The organism is Pseudofrankia coriaricola (assembly GCF_032027725.1).
GTDB lineage: Bacteria > Actinomycetota > Actinomycetes > Frankiales > Frankiaceae > Pseudofrankia.
Genome location: NZ_JASNFO010000003.1, coordinates 1 through 12354 on the forward strand (window position 1 = coordinate 1; position 12354 = coordinate 12354).

Here is a 12354-nt window from a genome sequence, read left to right on the forward strand (position 1 = left end):
CCGCTGCGCCGCGGTGTCGCGACGGCGTCGGTCACCGCAGGGCCGACTCGATCGCGTCCAGGCGGGCGTCCAGGTGGCGGCGCACGGCGTCCAGGTCCGCGCGGGAGGCGTTCTGGTCGCCGGCCTTCAGCTCGACGACGATCGCGCCACCGGGAGACAGCGTCGCTGTGGCGACCTCGGTGATGTCGTCGGCACCCTGGTTGCGGATCGCCCGTTCCAGGTCGCCGCGACGGATACCCTCGTGGCGCAGCGTCGCCTCGTCGAAATGGCCGTCGTGCGCCAGCACTGTCGGCGTGCCCTCGAACAGCCGCTCGACCGTGGCGTTGCGGCGCAGCCAGCGGACGACGACCGCGTTCACGGCGAACAGCGTGACCGCTCCCAGCACCCCGCCCCAGAGGCTGTTGTCGGCCCCGATGATCGCGTTCTGGACGACGTTGGAGACGAGCATCATCACCACGAGGTCGTGACTGTTGAGCTGGGCGAGATCCCGCTTACCGAACACCCGGATCAGCAGGCTCAACGCCGCATAGACGGCAACGGTCCTGATCACCTTCTCGGCGACGGGCACACCCATCGTGAACAGGTCCGACACGATCACGTTCACCTCCGCTGGCGGGACAAGGTCGGCGCGGCCGACCAGTCCCCCAGTCTGGTGCGTCCCAGGGGCTGTGGCCCCAGGGGACATATCGCCGCTCCGCCGGTGTCGTTGCCGAGGAGGTCGACATCGTGCAGGCCAAGGGCGCTCGATGAACTCGGTGACGGCCCCGGAACGCCGCTACAGGCCGGGCGGGCGGCTCTGGTCGCACGGGAGGTGCTGGCCGCCGTCGACGTGGATGGCCTCGCCGGTGACGTACCGAGCGTCGTCGCTGGCCAGGAAGACCGCGACCGGCGCGATGTCCTCCTCCGGGTCGCCGACCCGGCCAAGCGGGTTGTTCGCCGCCGCGGCCGCGGCGCATGAGCGATTTCGGCCGCCCGCCAGGAGAAATACCTGATCGGGCAGCCTCAAGGGGGCCTACAAGATCAACACGGAAGATAACCGGCGGGAACCTTCAGGAGATCTACACAATCTTCGAGGGCACGAGCGAAATCCAGCGTCAAGCGCGGCCCCTCGGTGTTCGGCCCGGCGGCTACCTGAGGCCGGCAGTTGGAATAGGCCCGCTAACGCCACTGACCGCGATGGAGGTGCCGGACATCTTCGTGGACGACGTGCGGGCATTCTTCCGGCCGCTGCGGTAGCTCCTGACTCCGCGGGCGTGGTGCCCTGACGCTCGTCTCTGGTCAGCCCGAGGCGCTGGCGGCCGGCGTCGTGCCAGCGCGAGGTCGGCACCGGCGCGTCGGAGTCCGGCGAGCACCTGCCGGACGGCCGGGCGCACGGCGCGCCCGCGCGAGCGCCATCTCGGCCTCTCCCGCGGCACGTGGGCCCGGGGCGCGGACGGCGTCACCAAGATCCGCGATCGCCCGAAAATCGTTGGCGGGCGGTCCCGATGCTGCACGATGATGCCGCCGTCCGTGGCCACGCGATGAGGCGCGCCCACTATCGGCTCAGGGAGATCCATGACCGCCATCGCCGCACCCCAGGTCCGCGTGGCGGGTGGCGCGCTCCACGGCACGATGGAGTCGGGTGTGGCGGTCTTCCGCGGCATCCCGTACGCCGAGCCGCCGATCGGCGAGCTTCGCCTCGTCGCGCCCCGGCCGGCTCGCAGGTGGGACGGCGTGCGGCCGGCCGTCGAGTTCGGTCCGCCGCCGCCACAGTCCAACGCGCTCGGCGGGGACGCGTGGTCGCCGGCCGACGCGGGCGACGGCTGGTTGACGGTCAACGTCTGGTCGCCCGCGCTCGACCCGGCGGCGAAGCTGCCGGTGATGGTGTGGATCTACGGCGGCGGCTACGTGATCGGCGCGTCCAGCGGGCCCGAGTACGACGGCGGCCACCTGGCCCGCGACGGCGTCGTCCTCGTGACGTTGAACTATCGCCTCGGGGCCGAAGGCTTCGCCCACATCGAGGGGGCACCTGCCAACCGGGGCCTGCTCGACCAGGTCGCCGCCCTGGAATGGGTACGTGACAACATCGCCGCGTTCGGCGGTGACCCGGACAGGGTCACGGTCTTCGGCGAGTCGGCCGGCGGCGGCCTGGTCGGCGCTCTCCTCGCCATGCCCCGGTCGCGCGGCCTGTTTCGCCGCGCCGTCGTGCAGAGCATGCCGGGAGCGTTCTTCTCGACCGAGCTCGCCTCCGACGTCGCCGCCGCCTGCGCCGCCGAGCTCGGCCTGCGTCCCCGCATCGAGGACCTGGCCACCACGGATCCGGCGCTGCTCGCCGTCGCCGCCGACACCGTCGCCGCCATGATCACCGAGCGAGCGGGGCGCTGGGGCCTGCCCGCGCGCCGGTCGATCCTCTTCGCGCCAGTCGTCGACGGCGACGTGCTGCCGATCACGCCGTGGCAGGCGGTGGCCGACGACGCCGGCCTCGCCGTCGACCTGCTCGTCGGTCACACCCGCGACGAGCAGCGGCTGTTCAGCCTCATCGAGGGCCAACTCGGCCAGGTGACGTCGGCGGACGCCGCCACGGCCCTGGCGGCCTTCGCCCCGGGGCCGGACGGCGCCCGTCGTTACCGCGACGCCTTTCCGGCGGCGAGCCCCGACGAGCTGTACGAACGGGTCATCTCGGACTGGCTGTTCCGCATGCCCAGCCTGCAGCTCGCCGAGGCGCGGATCGCCGCTGGCGGCACGGCGCACGTCTACGAGCTGACCTGGTCCGCTCCCGGCCTGGGCGGCGCGCTCGGCGCCTGCCACGGCCTCGACGTGCCGCTCGTGTTCGGGAACCTCACCAGCGGACGGCCCGCCATGCTGATCGGCGAGAACCCCACGGCCGAGGCGATCGCGCTCTCGGCGCAGATGCGCGCCGCGTGGACTGCCTTCGCCGCGGACGGCGACCCAGGCTGGCCCGCGTACGAGCCCGACCGCCGCCTTAGCCAGATCTTCGACACTCCGTCAACGGTGGCCGCCTATCCGGAGGAGAAGAGTCGGCTCATCTGGCAGGACTACTCTTTTCCGGTTCTGCCGCTTCTCGGCGAATGACCTCCGAACCCGCTGACCCCGGGTGCCGGCGGCGCCGGACCGCCAGAGCTGGCACGGCTGGCAGGCAGACGGCGAACGACGCGTCGGCGGCGATGCCGCGCGGCGCCGCCGACAGGCCCTACGCGAGACGGTCGGCGAGCTGGCCGAACGGGCAGGGCTCGACACCGCGGCCCTCCCATCGCGGCATCCCGTCGGGGCCGAGCCGCGGTTCGAGAACGACCGGCCGCCCGTCGACGGCCACCTCGGGCCAGGTGGTGTTGAGGTTGTCCATGACGTGGTCCTGGAGAGTCGAGGCGATCTCGACTGCTAGACCCCGCGGGTCGCCTGCGAGCCAGTCGAGGCCCTTCAGGTTCATGGGCTCAACGCCCTGCTCGACCGGCATCCCGACCTTCAGCGGCAGCTGGTGGGCGTAGGGATCGGCGGGGGCGACCCCGGTGGCGCGGATTTGGTCCTCGACGGTCGGAACGAGCCCCGCGAGGTCGCCGAGTTGAGCCGGGTCGAAGTCGATCAGTCGCACATCGAAGTCCGCCACGGGCGTGCCGGCGAAGTCGGCCAGGATCACGGGCAGCCATGCAGCCACCGAGGACTTCGCCATGCAGCGATCGTCGCCAGTCTTCCTCGACGGTTCAAGGCCGGCGAGTCGGCGAGAGCGAGGCGGCACCATCCCCACAGCCGGTAACGATCAACGGCCGTGATCTAGGGAATTCAGGAACACGCGACTCTGCCAGTCAAGGGTGCGACACCGTCGGGGGCGTCCGCCTCACCACTGGATCCCAAGGCCCTGCATGAGCGCGGCCAGCAGCGCGACCGCCGCTCCGGCGCCGACCCCGACCAGCAGGTAGCTGCGTAGCCAGGATGGCGGGCGTTCGCCGCGCAGTTCCACCGAGTAACCAGGTCTGCGAGGCAGGTAGAGGACCATGAGCTGGTAGCCGATCGGCAGCGCCCGCCGGACGATGATCTCGTGTGTCCCGCCGCCGGCGTCGGCGTAGACGCAGACGGTCTCGGTCCGCCAGAGGTCGAGCGCGCGTACGCCGCTGCGCCGGACGCGCACCTCCCGGCGACTCCGCGCGACGGCGACCGTCCGAACGCCGTGGCGTAGGAAATGCCCGTAGGAGCCCACGTCCACGGCGCCAAGAAGGCCAAAGGCGAGGACAATCGCGCCGAACACAACCAGCGGTACCCAGATCACCGCGCCACACCTCACCGTCAGTGACGACCGCCGGTCTGACCACTGGATTACATGTCGGTCGAATACACGACTCTGCCAGTCCGGTCGGTGCCAGCTGGGATGACTGATGACACGGATCCGAGTCGCTCGGCAGTCAGCTGCTTCGTCACGGCCGCGGCGAGCTGGCCGACGTCGACCCGGGACATGGTGTCAACGCGGATCACCGGGCCGATTCCCAGCGGCTGAGGATCGGCGGCCCACGCAGCCCAGGAGTCGGTCAGGTGACGGGCATCGTCGTATACCGGATGTCGATGTCGTTCCGCGTAGCGCTGCCGTGCCACCGCGGCCGGGACGTCGCACCAGACCTCGACCACCGGAGGGTGCCCGCAGCGGGCCAGCCCTTCGACTGCGAACTCCAGGTCGCGGGGACGGAACCACCACGAATCCAGCAGCGCGTGACCGTCCATCGCCGCGGCGACGGACCACAGCACGTCCATCGCGATCGCTCCGAGCCTGGCCGCCGGCACGGCATCGTTCACGAGTCCGCTCAACGCCTCCTTGACGACGTCCTTGCCGAGCGCAGGGATCGACAGCTCAGCCGCCAAGCCGGCGGCAAGCGTGCTCTTCCCGGACCCGGGAAGGCCGTTGACAAGGATCACTCCCGCTGACATAAGACCATGATCGCAAGGTGGGCGTCGCGCGGCTTCGTCTGGCGGGCAGAAGCGGACGGTAGCCTCGCCCGTCGACTGCCGGGCTTCTAGACCTGTGCTGACGCGGGTCCCATCGCGTTGTCGATTACAGCGGGAGCTGGGCGTCGGGCGTCGTGTGGAGGGCGCAGGCTTGGTCGTAGGCGTCGGCGGTCTGTGGCTCGGTGGGGCGATCTCCAATGGCCAGCCTGACCGGGTCTGTGGCGCCGGGCGTGGCTGGCGTGCCGAATGGCAGGCCGAGGTGGTGGTGCCGGTAGTGCTCGACCTGGCTGACGGCCGATTCCCAAATCGCGGCTTGCGGGCCTGCGGTGGGGCGGGGGCCGAGTAGTGCGGTCAGGTAGTCGGCGGGCTCGCCCATGGCGCGGTGGACGGCATCGGCTGTCTGTCGGTCAAGTGCGGCCTCGATGCGGGCCAGCCGCGCTGTCCGGGCCGCTTCCGTGGACGGCGGTCTGTCGGCTGCGTCCGATACCGGCGCGGGCATAGGAGCTGGCGTTCGCGCGTCGCTTGTCGGTCGTGTTGAGGGGTCTGCAGGGGCGCGTCGTTCGGCGGCGAGGGTGGCTGTCGGTTGGGTGGTCAGGTGGGTGATCTCGGCTTGGTCCAGGAGCTGGATGAGGTTGTTCCATTCCTGCTGGGCGGTCGTCGGGTCTGGTAGCTCGTAGAGAGTCAGGTCGACGTCGCCGCGTTCGCAGAGGTCGGCGACGCGTTGCACGAGTACGGCGGCTCCAGCGCGGATGCCGTCGCGGGTGTCGTGGGCGAGGGTCGCGGTCAGTTGTTCCGGTTCCTGTCCGGTGTCGAGGAGGGCGTGTACCCCGGCAGCGGCGCGGCTTCGCACCACTCGGCAACCTTCTGCGGGGACACCCCGGCGTTCAGCCACCTGGACACAGCCGCGTGCCGCAGGTCGTACGTCGCGCGGCCAGCCGGGACGCCGCCTCGGCTTCGGTGAGCGCCTGCGCGCGAGCCTTCGCCCAGACTTTGCGGTAGGCGTCGTTCGCGATGGCCAGGCCGCCTGTGCTCGGGAAGAGCCGGCCGTCGGGCGCCGTGCCGTCCAGGTCGAGGTGACGACGCGACCGGGTGGGCCTGCCGGCTGCCTAGCCGTCTCCCGCATCGCGGAGGCCGAGCCGTGTAGCCAAACGTGTAGCCCAGTCGGCCGATCCGGACGGATCACACCGGACGACGACGGAAACCCTCGTCCGGGCCGACTTTGCAAGTCAGGGGTTGAGCCTCCAAGCGGCTCTGCCGCACCACGCGACGGCTGCCGCGGCCCCCCGCGCGTGCTCGTCGGCGCGGTACCGATGGGTGCGACGCCGGCCCGAACGACATGGAAGACTCGCGCGCATGGGGCCTATGCGCTTGTACGAGAACACCGCCGGGCAGTTCGAGCTGGTGCTGCAGGCGGGAACCACCGGCGTCGATGATCTCATCGAACAGCTCGGCCATGAACCCAACGGCTACTTCTGGGAGGGCGCAGCTCAGCTCTTGGTCGGCGCTCAGGCCCCTGCCCTCGCAGACCGCCTCACTTATGATCCCGAGGGGGGCATGTTCGTCGCCTACAGCCACGATCGCACAGCGCTGGAAGAACTTGAAAAGCTGATGGCCCCGGTGGTGACGAGCGAAGTCCACCTGCGGCAACTTATTTCCTCGGCGCAAGCGACGGACTTCATATTCGACGACTGATGCGCCGATGCGATGCTTCTTCCTGGATAGAGAGCTGGAGTCCGCCGGTCTCGCGCTCCACTCGAACGGTTTGGCTGAGACTACGGACTTGAAGGTCAGCTGAAGCGTGTCCCGCGCTACGAGCGTCTCGGCGTACAGCCATCCGTACAGCCAAGCCCGCGGACTCCGGCCGACCGGAGTGGACGGCGGTGGACGCGGGCAGGGCTGTGAGCAGGCACGACGGACGACCGCGGACGTCAGTGGACGACGCGGGCCGATCTTGTAATCGGGAGGTCGGGACCCGACGGTCCTCGCGATGCTGCGGAGCCCTATCCTGACCTGCCCGGATGCACTCTTCGGCAGGTACACGGAGCCAGTTCGATCACTGGATCAGTGCCAGATCCAAATTTCAGGACCATTGACATATTCCTGGCGTAGACGGGACCATGGCGGCGAATCGGCCTTTCGCACCGACACGGACGAACCGCTGCCGGCACCCTACGGGCGTGCGGTGTGACAGCCCGGCGTCCCCCAGGGGTCACGGCGTCGGTTGCCAGCCGACCCGCCGGGCAGTCGCGCCCACCATCCAGACCGGCAGCTCCAGATACTCGCTCCGCCAGCGTGCTCGCTGGGCGGGCGCCGCGGTTGGACGGGCGCACGGCGGACGGCGAAACGGAGTTGCCAGGTGGGCGACGGCGCGATGACTCCCGCAGGCGGCGGTAGAGGCGCGACACCCGCGCCCGGGCCACCGCCCGTGGCAGCGGAGACCCTCTTCCTGCACCACTGGCTGGCAACCCCGATGCGCCCACGCCCCAGGCTTGGGCCGTCCCGCCGCGCGCTTGTCGTCATCGGCGTGTCCGCCCTGCTCGTCGGTGGCTCCATCACCGGCCTCGCGGTGAGCAGGAACGAGCCGGGCGGCATGACGTCGGCGGCGGACACGCCCGCTTCCGCCGCACACCGCACACCGCCCGTCCTGCTGAGGCCCGGCCCGAGCGACGGCGGCGAGGATCAGAGCGCTCTCGGTCCGGTGCCACTCCCGACCGCCGCCGCGAAGGGCAGCGGCCAGTCCGACGGGCCAGCCAGCCCGCCCCCGTCTCCCGGGGCCGCCGGCGGTGGTGGGGCGCTGGCGGCAGCGCCGACGCAGGCGCCGCCGGCCCGGGGGTCGGTGACTGCCGGTGCGGCCGCGGGACAAGCCGGCCAGCTCGGCGGCGCACCGGCCGCGACGCCGGCGCCTCCGCCGAACGCGGTACCGAACCAGACCGCGTCCGCCGCACCGCCGCCGCCCGCCACCGTGACCCTCGTCCGGTACAACAACGGCCCCGACCACGCGGCCCTGACCGGCTCCGCGCCGGCCGGCTACCAGAGCGAAGGCGTACTCGGATCGATCTACCAGTCCAGTGGCGTCCCGGGCACACGCCCGCTCTACGCCTGCTGGGCCGGGAGCGACTCGTTCACCTCGACGGCCTCGAACTGTGAGGGACAACAGGTGGCGGGGGTCCTCGGCTGGATCTACGGCTCGGCGCCGTCGACACCGGCCACGAGGGCGATCATTCGGTGCAACACGGGCCATGGCGACCACTTCGTGTCCCTGGACCGGGCCTGCGAGGGCTTGGTGGTCGAGGGCGTACAGGGCTACGTCATCGCCGGCTGATCAAACCGGCGCCAGTCGGGCTCCGATTCAGACCACCGCCCGACGGGCTCTGGCCGCTTTCTGTGGCCACGGCCCGCGCCTGGAGGGCGACCTGCTCCAGAGGTCCTGGCATCGACGCCGTCGTGGGTCTGTGGGGCGAGGGCTGAAAGGCCCTCACCGTGGATCGCGTGTCCGCGCAGGTCAACTGATCGTTTTCAATCGTGTTCCTGTGACAGCGGCGATGGCGAGGCGGCGGGCGAGCGCGGGGTCGCTCGCGGCGACGGTTACGGATTCGGCGGCGAGCCGCCGCGACCACGCATGGGCGCCTGGATGACCTCGGAGGAGGGGTTGGTGGCGCGGCCCTGCTCGAGGCGGGTGTAGTGCTCGGTGCTCACCCCGGCCAGGCGTGCGGCTTCCTCACGGCGCAGGCCCGGCACGCGCCGCCCACGAGGTCGCCGGGTAGCCCGGCCTGGCCGAGGGTGATCCGGGCGCGCCGACTGCGCAAGAAGTCGGCGATCTCGCGGCTTCGGTCCACACACCCAGTGTGACCGGTCGTTGAGTGAGGCAGGTCCCTGTAGGTGGTCCCGGCGGTACCTGCCTTCGCAGGGCCTGCTGTCGGGCTGCGGGAAGGCCGGTGCGGTGGTGCGCTGGAAGGGAGAGGGCAGCTCCTGGCCGCCGTCCCGAGTCTCCCGGTTTCGTTCGCTCCTGAAAGGTGCGCCGCATGTCCACCGAAAGCTCAGCCAGGCCTCTGAACGGCCGTACCGCCGTCATCACCGGCGCCTCCAGCGGCATCGGCGAAGCCTCCGCCGAGCACCTGGCCTCCCTGGGCGCCACCGTCGCGGTCCTGGCCCGCCGCGCCGAGCGCCTGGACGACCTGGTCGCCCGGATCAGCAAGAACGGCGGCACGGCCGTCGCGATCGCCGCCGACGTGACCGACACCGCCGCGGTCCACACGGCCGCCGCCCGGGTCGACGCCGAGCTCGGTGGCGCGGACCTGCTGCTCAACAACGCCGGTGTCATGCTCCCGGCCCCGATCGAGGAAGTGCGCACCGATCAGTGGCAGCACCAGATCGACCTCAACATCACCGGTCTGATGAACGTCATCGGCGCGTTCGTCCCCCAGCTGGTGAAGGCCGCCGGCGAACGCGATGTGGCGGACCTGATCAACACCTCCTCCATCGCGGCGCAGAACATCTTCCCCAACTTCGCCGTCTACTCCGCCACCAAGGCCTACGTCACCCACCTGTCCCGGCACCTGCGGGTCGAACTCGGCCCGAAGAACGTCCGGGTCGCCGCGATCGAGCCCGGCATCGTCGGCACCGAGCTGCAGCGCCACGTGACGGATAACGGCGCCCTGGACTGGCTGGCAGGTTCCAAGGAGACCATGGAGTGGCTCACCCCCGAGGACATCGCCCAGACCATCGGCTTCATCGCGACGCTCCCGCCCCGTGTCAACCTCCAGCAGGTCACCATCATGCCCACCGCCCAGACCAGCTGAACCGCACGGATTCGATCCAGCCGCTCACGCCCACCGCGGGCGCGGGCACGGGCGTGCGGGCGCACATGACCGACGTCCGCGGTCGGCGCAAATCGTTCGGTATTGGTCGAAATGTGTGGGATGGTCGGGGCATGTCGGCGACCGCGGCGCACACGGAGTACGGAAATCGGGATCTGGCGTTGACCGGGGAGATCCTGCGGACCGTCGTGGGCTCAGGGCTGCACGGGATCGCGATCGCGGGAACCGATGACCACGACGAGATGGGCATCTTCGTCGAGCCGGCCAGCCACGTCCTGGGCATGGCCGGCCGGTTCGAGCACTACGTGTACCGAACCCAACCGGAAGGCGCGCGTTCCGGCCCCGGCGACACCGACCTGGTGATCTACTCCCTCCGCAAGTACCTGCGCCTGGCGACCCAGGGCAACCCGACCGCCCTCCTGCCGCTCTATGCGCCAATGGACGCGGTCCTGGTCCTGACACCGCTGGGCGAGGAGTTGCGCGCGCTCGCGCCAGCCGTCCTCTCCCAGCGGGCGGTGCGCCGTTTCCTCGGCTACCTCGCCGGCCAACGAGCCCGCATCGGCGGCCAGGCCACGCCCGCGGGCAAGCGCCTGGCGGCGCGACACGGTGGGTGGGCACGCCCGGAACTGGTCGCCAGGTACGGCTACGACGTCAAGTTTGCCTCGCACGCGCTACGGCTCGCGTTCCAGGGCCGCGAGGTCGCCACCCACGGCCGCCTCACCCTTCCCATGCCCGACGATGAACGCGAACGCGTCCTGCGGGTCAAGCGTGGCGACGTCCGCGATGTCACCAGGGTCCTCGACGAGATCGCCGCCGTCGAAGCCGAGATCACCACCCTGCTCGAGACCGGCCGCACCCCGCTCGCCCCATCCCCCGACCTGACCGCGATCAGCGAATGGTCCACCGAGGCCCACCGCCGCCACTGGGGCTGGATCTCCGCCTGAGAATGCAGCTGGCAGCCAGGCCCGACAGCGACACCCGAAGATCACCAGAAGCCGAGTCCCACCACCGCCCCTCAAGCGATACACCGTCTTCAAGGGCACGCCGGAGATCCAGCACCTGGTGATCGCCCGCGCCATCTCTGAAGCACGCATTCACCGAGAACCCGCAGGTGGAAGGCCCGTTGGTGCCCCGGCTAGATATCGGCCAGGGCACCAACCCCCACCCCAGGCTCTTGGTCGACCTCACGCCGGGCCGCGCCCCCATGCGGACGGCTCTCGCGGGAAGTCGGCTGCTTCGGCTCGAAGGACGCAGAAACGTCGTCGATGGCGCGCTTGCCACCGGTACTGCTGGCGACGATGGGATAGCCAACGCCCAGTCCAGTGGGCAATTATTGCCGCTACGATCACACGCGGGAGGCGAAAAAGTTATTGACAGCGTCGCCAGTACGTGCCCCAGCGTCGCGGCTGAGCTGTACGGAATGTTCGTTCCCTTCTACCTGGCCCTCGAGATCTATTACCGCGCCAACGCGCCGCAAGTGGACGCGACCCGGTCGCACTACCGACGCATTGGCTATGGTGCGGCCATTCTGCTCGTCATGGTGGCGCTCGTTTTTATATGCGGGAAGGTAGCCGCGCTGATGGCGCGCGACAGGTCCCGACCGGCCTACCTCGCCTGGGACCTGGCCCTGACCGCCTCCGTCCTCCTCATCGCCTTCTGGGGAATCGTCGCGACGTTCCTGAAGCTCGCCGACCACCAGCTGTGGTACGGCTATGGCTTCCCCAGCCTCGACTGGCCGATGTTCCTGCCCTGATCCCCGCCGCGCTTCCGCGGCCAACACAGCAGCCAAGGCTCGCGCGTGAGCCCGGTGCGGTGCGTGCTCCTTCCGCGCCCGGGTCCGCCGCCGCGCCACCGGCGACGGTGGCGGGCGGGAGGTCAGCTGGTCAGGAGGGTGCCGGTTCGCGCGGGCGCGACGCGGCGTCCGCTGACGAACTGGAGCGTCGTTTCGGCGACGCGCCGGCCGAGGTGTTCACCCGTCCGCAGGTCCGCGTCTGGGGGTGCCAGGTCGGGTCCTTGATCGACATTGGACTGGGAAGCGGCGCCGAGCCAGAAGCCAAGACGATTCAGCTCGTCCTCCGACCCGGTCGTGGAATTGTTCGCCGGTGGCAGGGCGAGGCTGACCCAGTGCATGCCGTGCTGAGCGGCGAACAGCGCGATCTGGATCAGGGTCGACAGCTTGTCCCCGGATCGGGAACCCGAGTTGGTGAAGCCCGCCGCGATCTTGTCCTTCCAGCCCATTCCGTCGGTCATGACGGCCCGCGAACTGGCTTCCTCGAACGCCTTGAAGGCCGCGGAGACGCCGGCGACGTACGTCGGGGAGCCGAAAATGATCGCGTCGGCCTCGGCGAGGTCGCTCCAGCGTTCCTGGGCCTCCTCGACCGGGATCAGGACTGCCGCGACGCCGTCCACGGCGGTCACACCCCTGTGCACCGCCTCGGCCAGTCGGCCCGTGTGACCATGGCCGCTGTGGTAGACGACGGCGGCCCGGGCGAGCGGCGTGGAGCTCGCCACCGCGCCCTCCGGCCGAGCCGGCCGCGTCGCCGTGTCGGCCAGAGTTGCTTCCACCATGGTTTCTCCCTCGTACGTCTCGGTCGCCGGGCATCGGCGT

The 12354-nt window shown here is 70.4% G+C and carries 14 protein-coding genes; 6 read left to right on the forward strand and 8 right to left on the reverse strand.

Going from position 1 to position 12354, the window contains the following annotated elements; genetic code table 11:
• Positions 1-31: 31 nt before the first annotated feature.
• Positions 32-598: a DUF421 domain-containing protein gene (locus QOZ89_RS03865; RefSeq protein ID WP_241841472.1), complete on the reverse strand. Its 567-nt coding sequence runs from the start codon at positions 596-598 to the stop codon at positions 32-34.
• Positions 599-775: 177 nt separating this feature from the next.
• Positions 776-1006 (reverse strand): SDR family oxidoreductase, encoded by a 231-nt coding sequence (locus QOZ89_RS03870; RefSeq protein ID WP_071046674.1) that lies wholly within the window; start codon positions 1004-1006, stop codon positions 776-778.
• Positions 1007-1554: 548 nt separating this feature from the next.
• Between QOZ89_RS03870 and QOZ89_RS03875 the strand changes: the two genes are divergently transcribed.
• Entirely contained in the window at positions 1555-3072 is a 1518-nt protein-coding gene (locus tag QOZ89_RS03875) for a carboxylesterase/lipase family protein (RefSeq protein ID WP_312622977.1), read from the forward strand.
• A 118-nt stretch (positions 3073-3190) separates the two neighbouring features.
• On the opposite strand, the gene QOZ89_RS03880 is transcribed toward QOZ89_RS03875, so the two are convergent.
• The 4 genes from QOZ89_RS03880 to QOZ89_RS03895 form a co-directional block, all read right to left on the reverse strand.
• A complete protein-coding gene (locus tag QOZ89_RS03880) occupies positions 3191-3667 on the reverse strand; it encodes a hypothetical protein (RefSeq protein ID WP_312622978.1) in 477 nt (158 codons plus the stop codon).
• Positions 3668-3832: 165 nt separating this feature from the next.
• Positions 3833-4261, reverse strand: a complete 429-nt coding sequence (locus tag QOZ89_RS03885; protein ID WP_312622979.1) for a hypothetical protein — start codon at positions 4259-4261, stop codon at positions 3833-3835.
• A 47-nt stretch (positions 4262-4308) separates the two neighbouring features.
• Positions 4309-4911, reverse strand: a complete 603-nt coding sequence (locus tag QOZ89_RS03890) for a P-loop nucleotide/nucleoside kinase family protein (protein WP_312622980.1) — start codon at positions 4909-4911, stop codon at positions 4309-4311.
• A gap of 124 nt (positions 4912-5035) precedes the next feature.
• A complete protein-coding gene (locus QOZ89_RS03895) occupies positions 5036-5782 on the reverse strand; it encodes a hypothetical protein (RefSeq protein ID WP_312622981.1) in 747 nt (248 codons plus the stop codon).
• Between the two features lie 515 nt (positions 5783-6297).
• Between QOZ89_RS03895 and QOZ89_RS03900 the strand changes: the two genes are divergently transcribed.
• Positions 6298-6621 carry an Imm51 family immunity protein gene (locus tag QOZ89_RS03900; RefSeq protein WP_312622982.1) on the forward strand — a complete coding sequence of 108 codons (324 nt, stop codon included), beginning with the start codon at positions 6298-6300 and terminating at the stop codon, positions 6619-6621.
• Positions 6622-7354: 733 nt separating this feature from the next.
• On the forward strand, positions 7355-8251 hold the full coding sequence (locus tag QOZ89_RS03905) for a hypothetical protein (protein ID WP_312622983.1): 897 nt from the start codon (positions 7355-7357) through the stop codon (positions 8249-8251).
• A gap of 263 nt (positions 8252-8514) precedes the next feature.
• Here QOZ89_RS03905 and QOZ89_RS03910 read toward each other — a convergent pair whose 3' ends face one another.
• Entirely contained in the window at positions 8515-8769 is a 255-nt protein-coding gene (locus QOZ89_RS03910) for a helix-turn-helix domain-containing protein (protein WP_312622984.1), read from the reverse strand.
• A gap of 182 nt (positions 8770-8951) precedes the next feature.
• Between QOZ89_RS03910 and QOZ89_RS03915 the strand changes: the two genes are divergently transcribed.
• From QOZ89_RS03915 to QOZ89_RS03925, 3 genes are all read left to right on the forward strand, one after another.
• Entirely contained in the window at positions 8952-9728 is a 777-nt protein-coding gene (locus QOZ89_RS03915; protein ID WP_312622985.1) for an SDR family oxidoreductase, read from the forward strand.
• 131 nt (positions 9729-9859) lie between these two features.
• Complete coding sequence (locus tag QOZ89_RS03920) at positions 9860-10690, forward strand: nucleotidyltransferase domain-containing protein (protein ID WP_071046682.1); 831 nt, start codon at positions 9860-9862, stop codon at positions 10688-10690.
• A gap of 476 nt (positions 10691-11166) precedes the next feature.
• Complete coding sequence (locus QOZ89_RS03925; RefSeq protein WP_071046683.1) at positions 11167-11499, forward strand: hypothetical protein; 333 nt, start codon at positions 11167-11169, stop codon at positions 11497-11499.
• Positions 11500-11621: 122 nt separating this feature from the next.
• Here QOZ89_RS03925 and QOZ89_RS03930 read toward each other — a convergent pair whose 3' ends face one another.
• Positions 11622-12314: a flavodoxin family protein gene (locus QOZ89_RS03930; RefSeq protein ID WP_083418092.1), complete on the reverse strand. Its 693-nt coding sequence runs from the start codon at positions 12312-12314 to the stop codon at positions 11622-11624.
• Positions 12315-12354 lie beyond the last annotated feature (40 nt).

Excerpts from the sequence above, each read along its gene's own strand:
- QOZ89_RS03875 (WP_312622977.1), top strand. The coding sequence starts at position 1,555 with ATGACCGCCATCGCCGCACCCCAGGTCCGCGTGGCGGGTGGCGCGCTC.
- QOZ89_RS03880 (WP_312622978.1), bottom strand. The coding sequence starts at position 3,667 with ATGGCGAAGTCCTCGGTGGCTGCATGGCTGCCCGTGATCCTGGCCGAC.
- QOZ89_RS03890 (WP_312622980.1), bottom strand. The coding sequence starts at position 4,911 with ATGTCAGCGGGAGTGATCCTTGTCAACGGCCTTCCCGGGTCCGGGAAG.
- QOZ89_RS03915 (WP_312622985.1), top strand. The coding sequence starts at position 8,952 with ATGTCCACCGAAAGCTCAGCCAGGCCTCTGAACGGCCGTACCGCCGTC.
- QOZ89_RS03920 (WP_071046682.1), top strand. The coding sequence starts at position 9,860 with ATGTCGGCGACCGCGGCGCACACGGAGTACGGAAATCGGGATCTGGCG.
- QOZ89_RS03925 (WP_071046683.1), top strand. The coding sequence starts at position 11,167 with ATGTTCGTTCCCTTCTACCTGGCCCTCGAGATCTATTACCGCGCCAAC.
- QOZ89_RS03930 (WP_083418092.1), bottom strand. The coding sequence starts at position 12,314 with ATGGTGGAAGCAACTCTGGCCGACACGGCGACGCGGCCGGCTCGGCCG.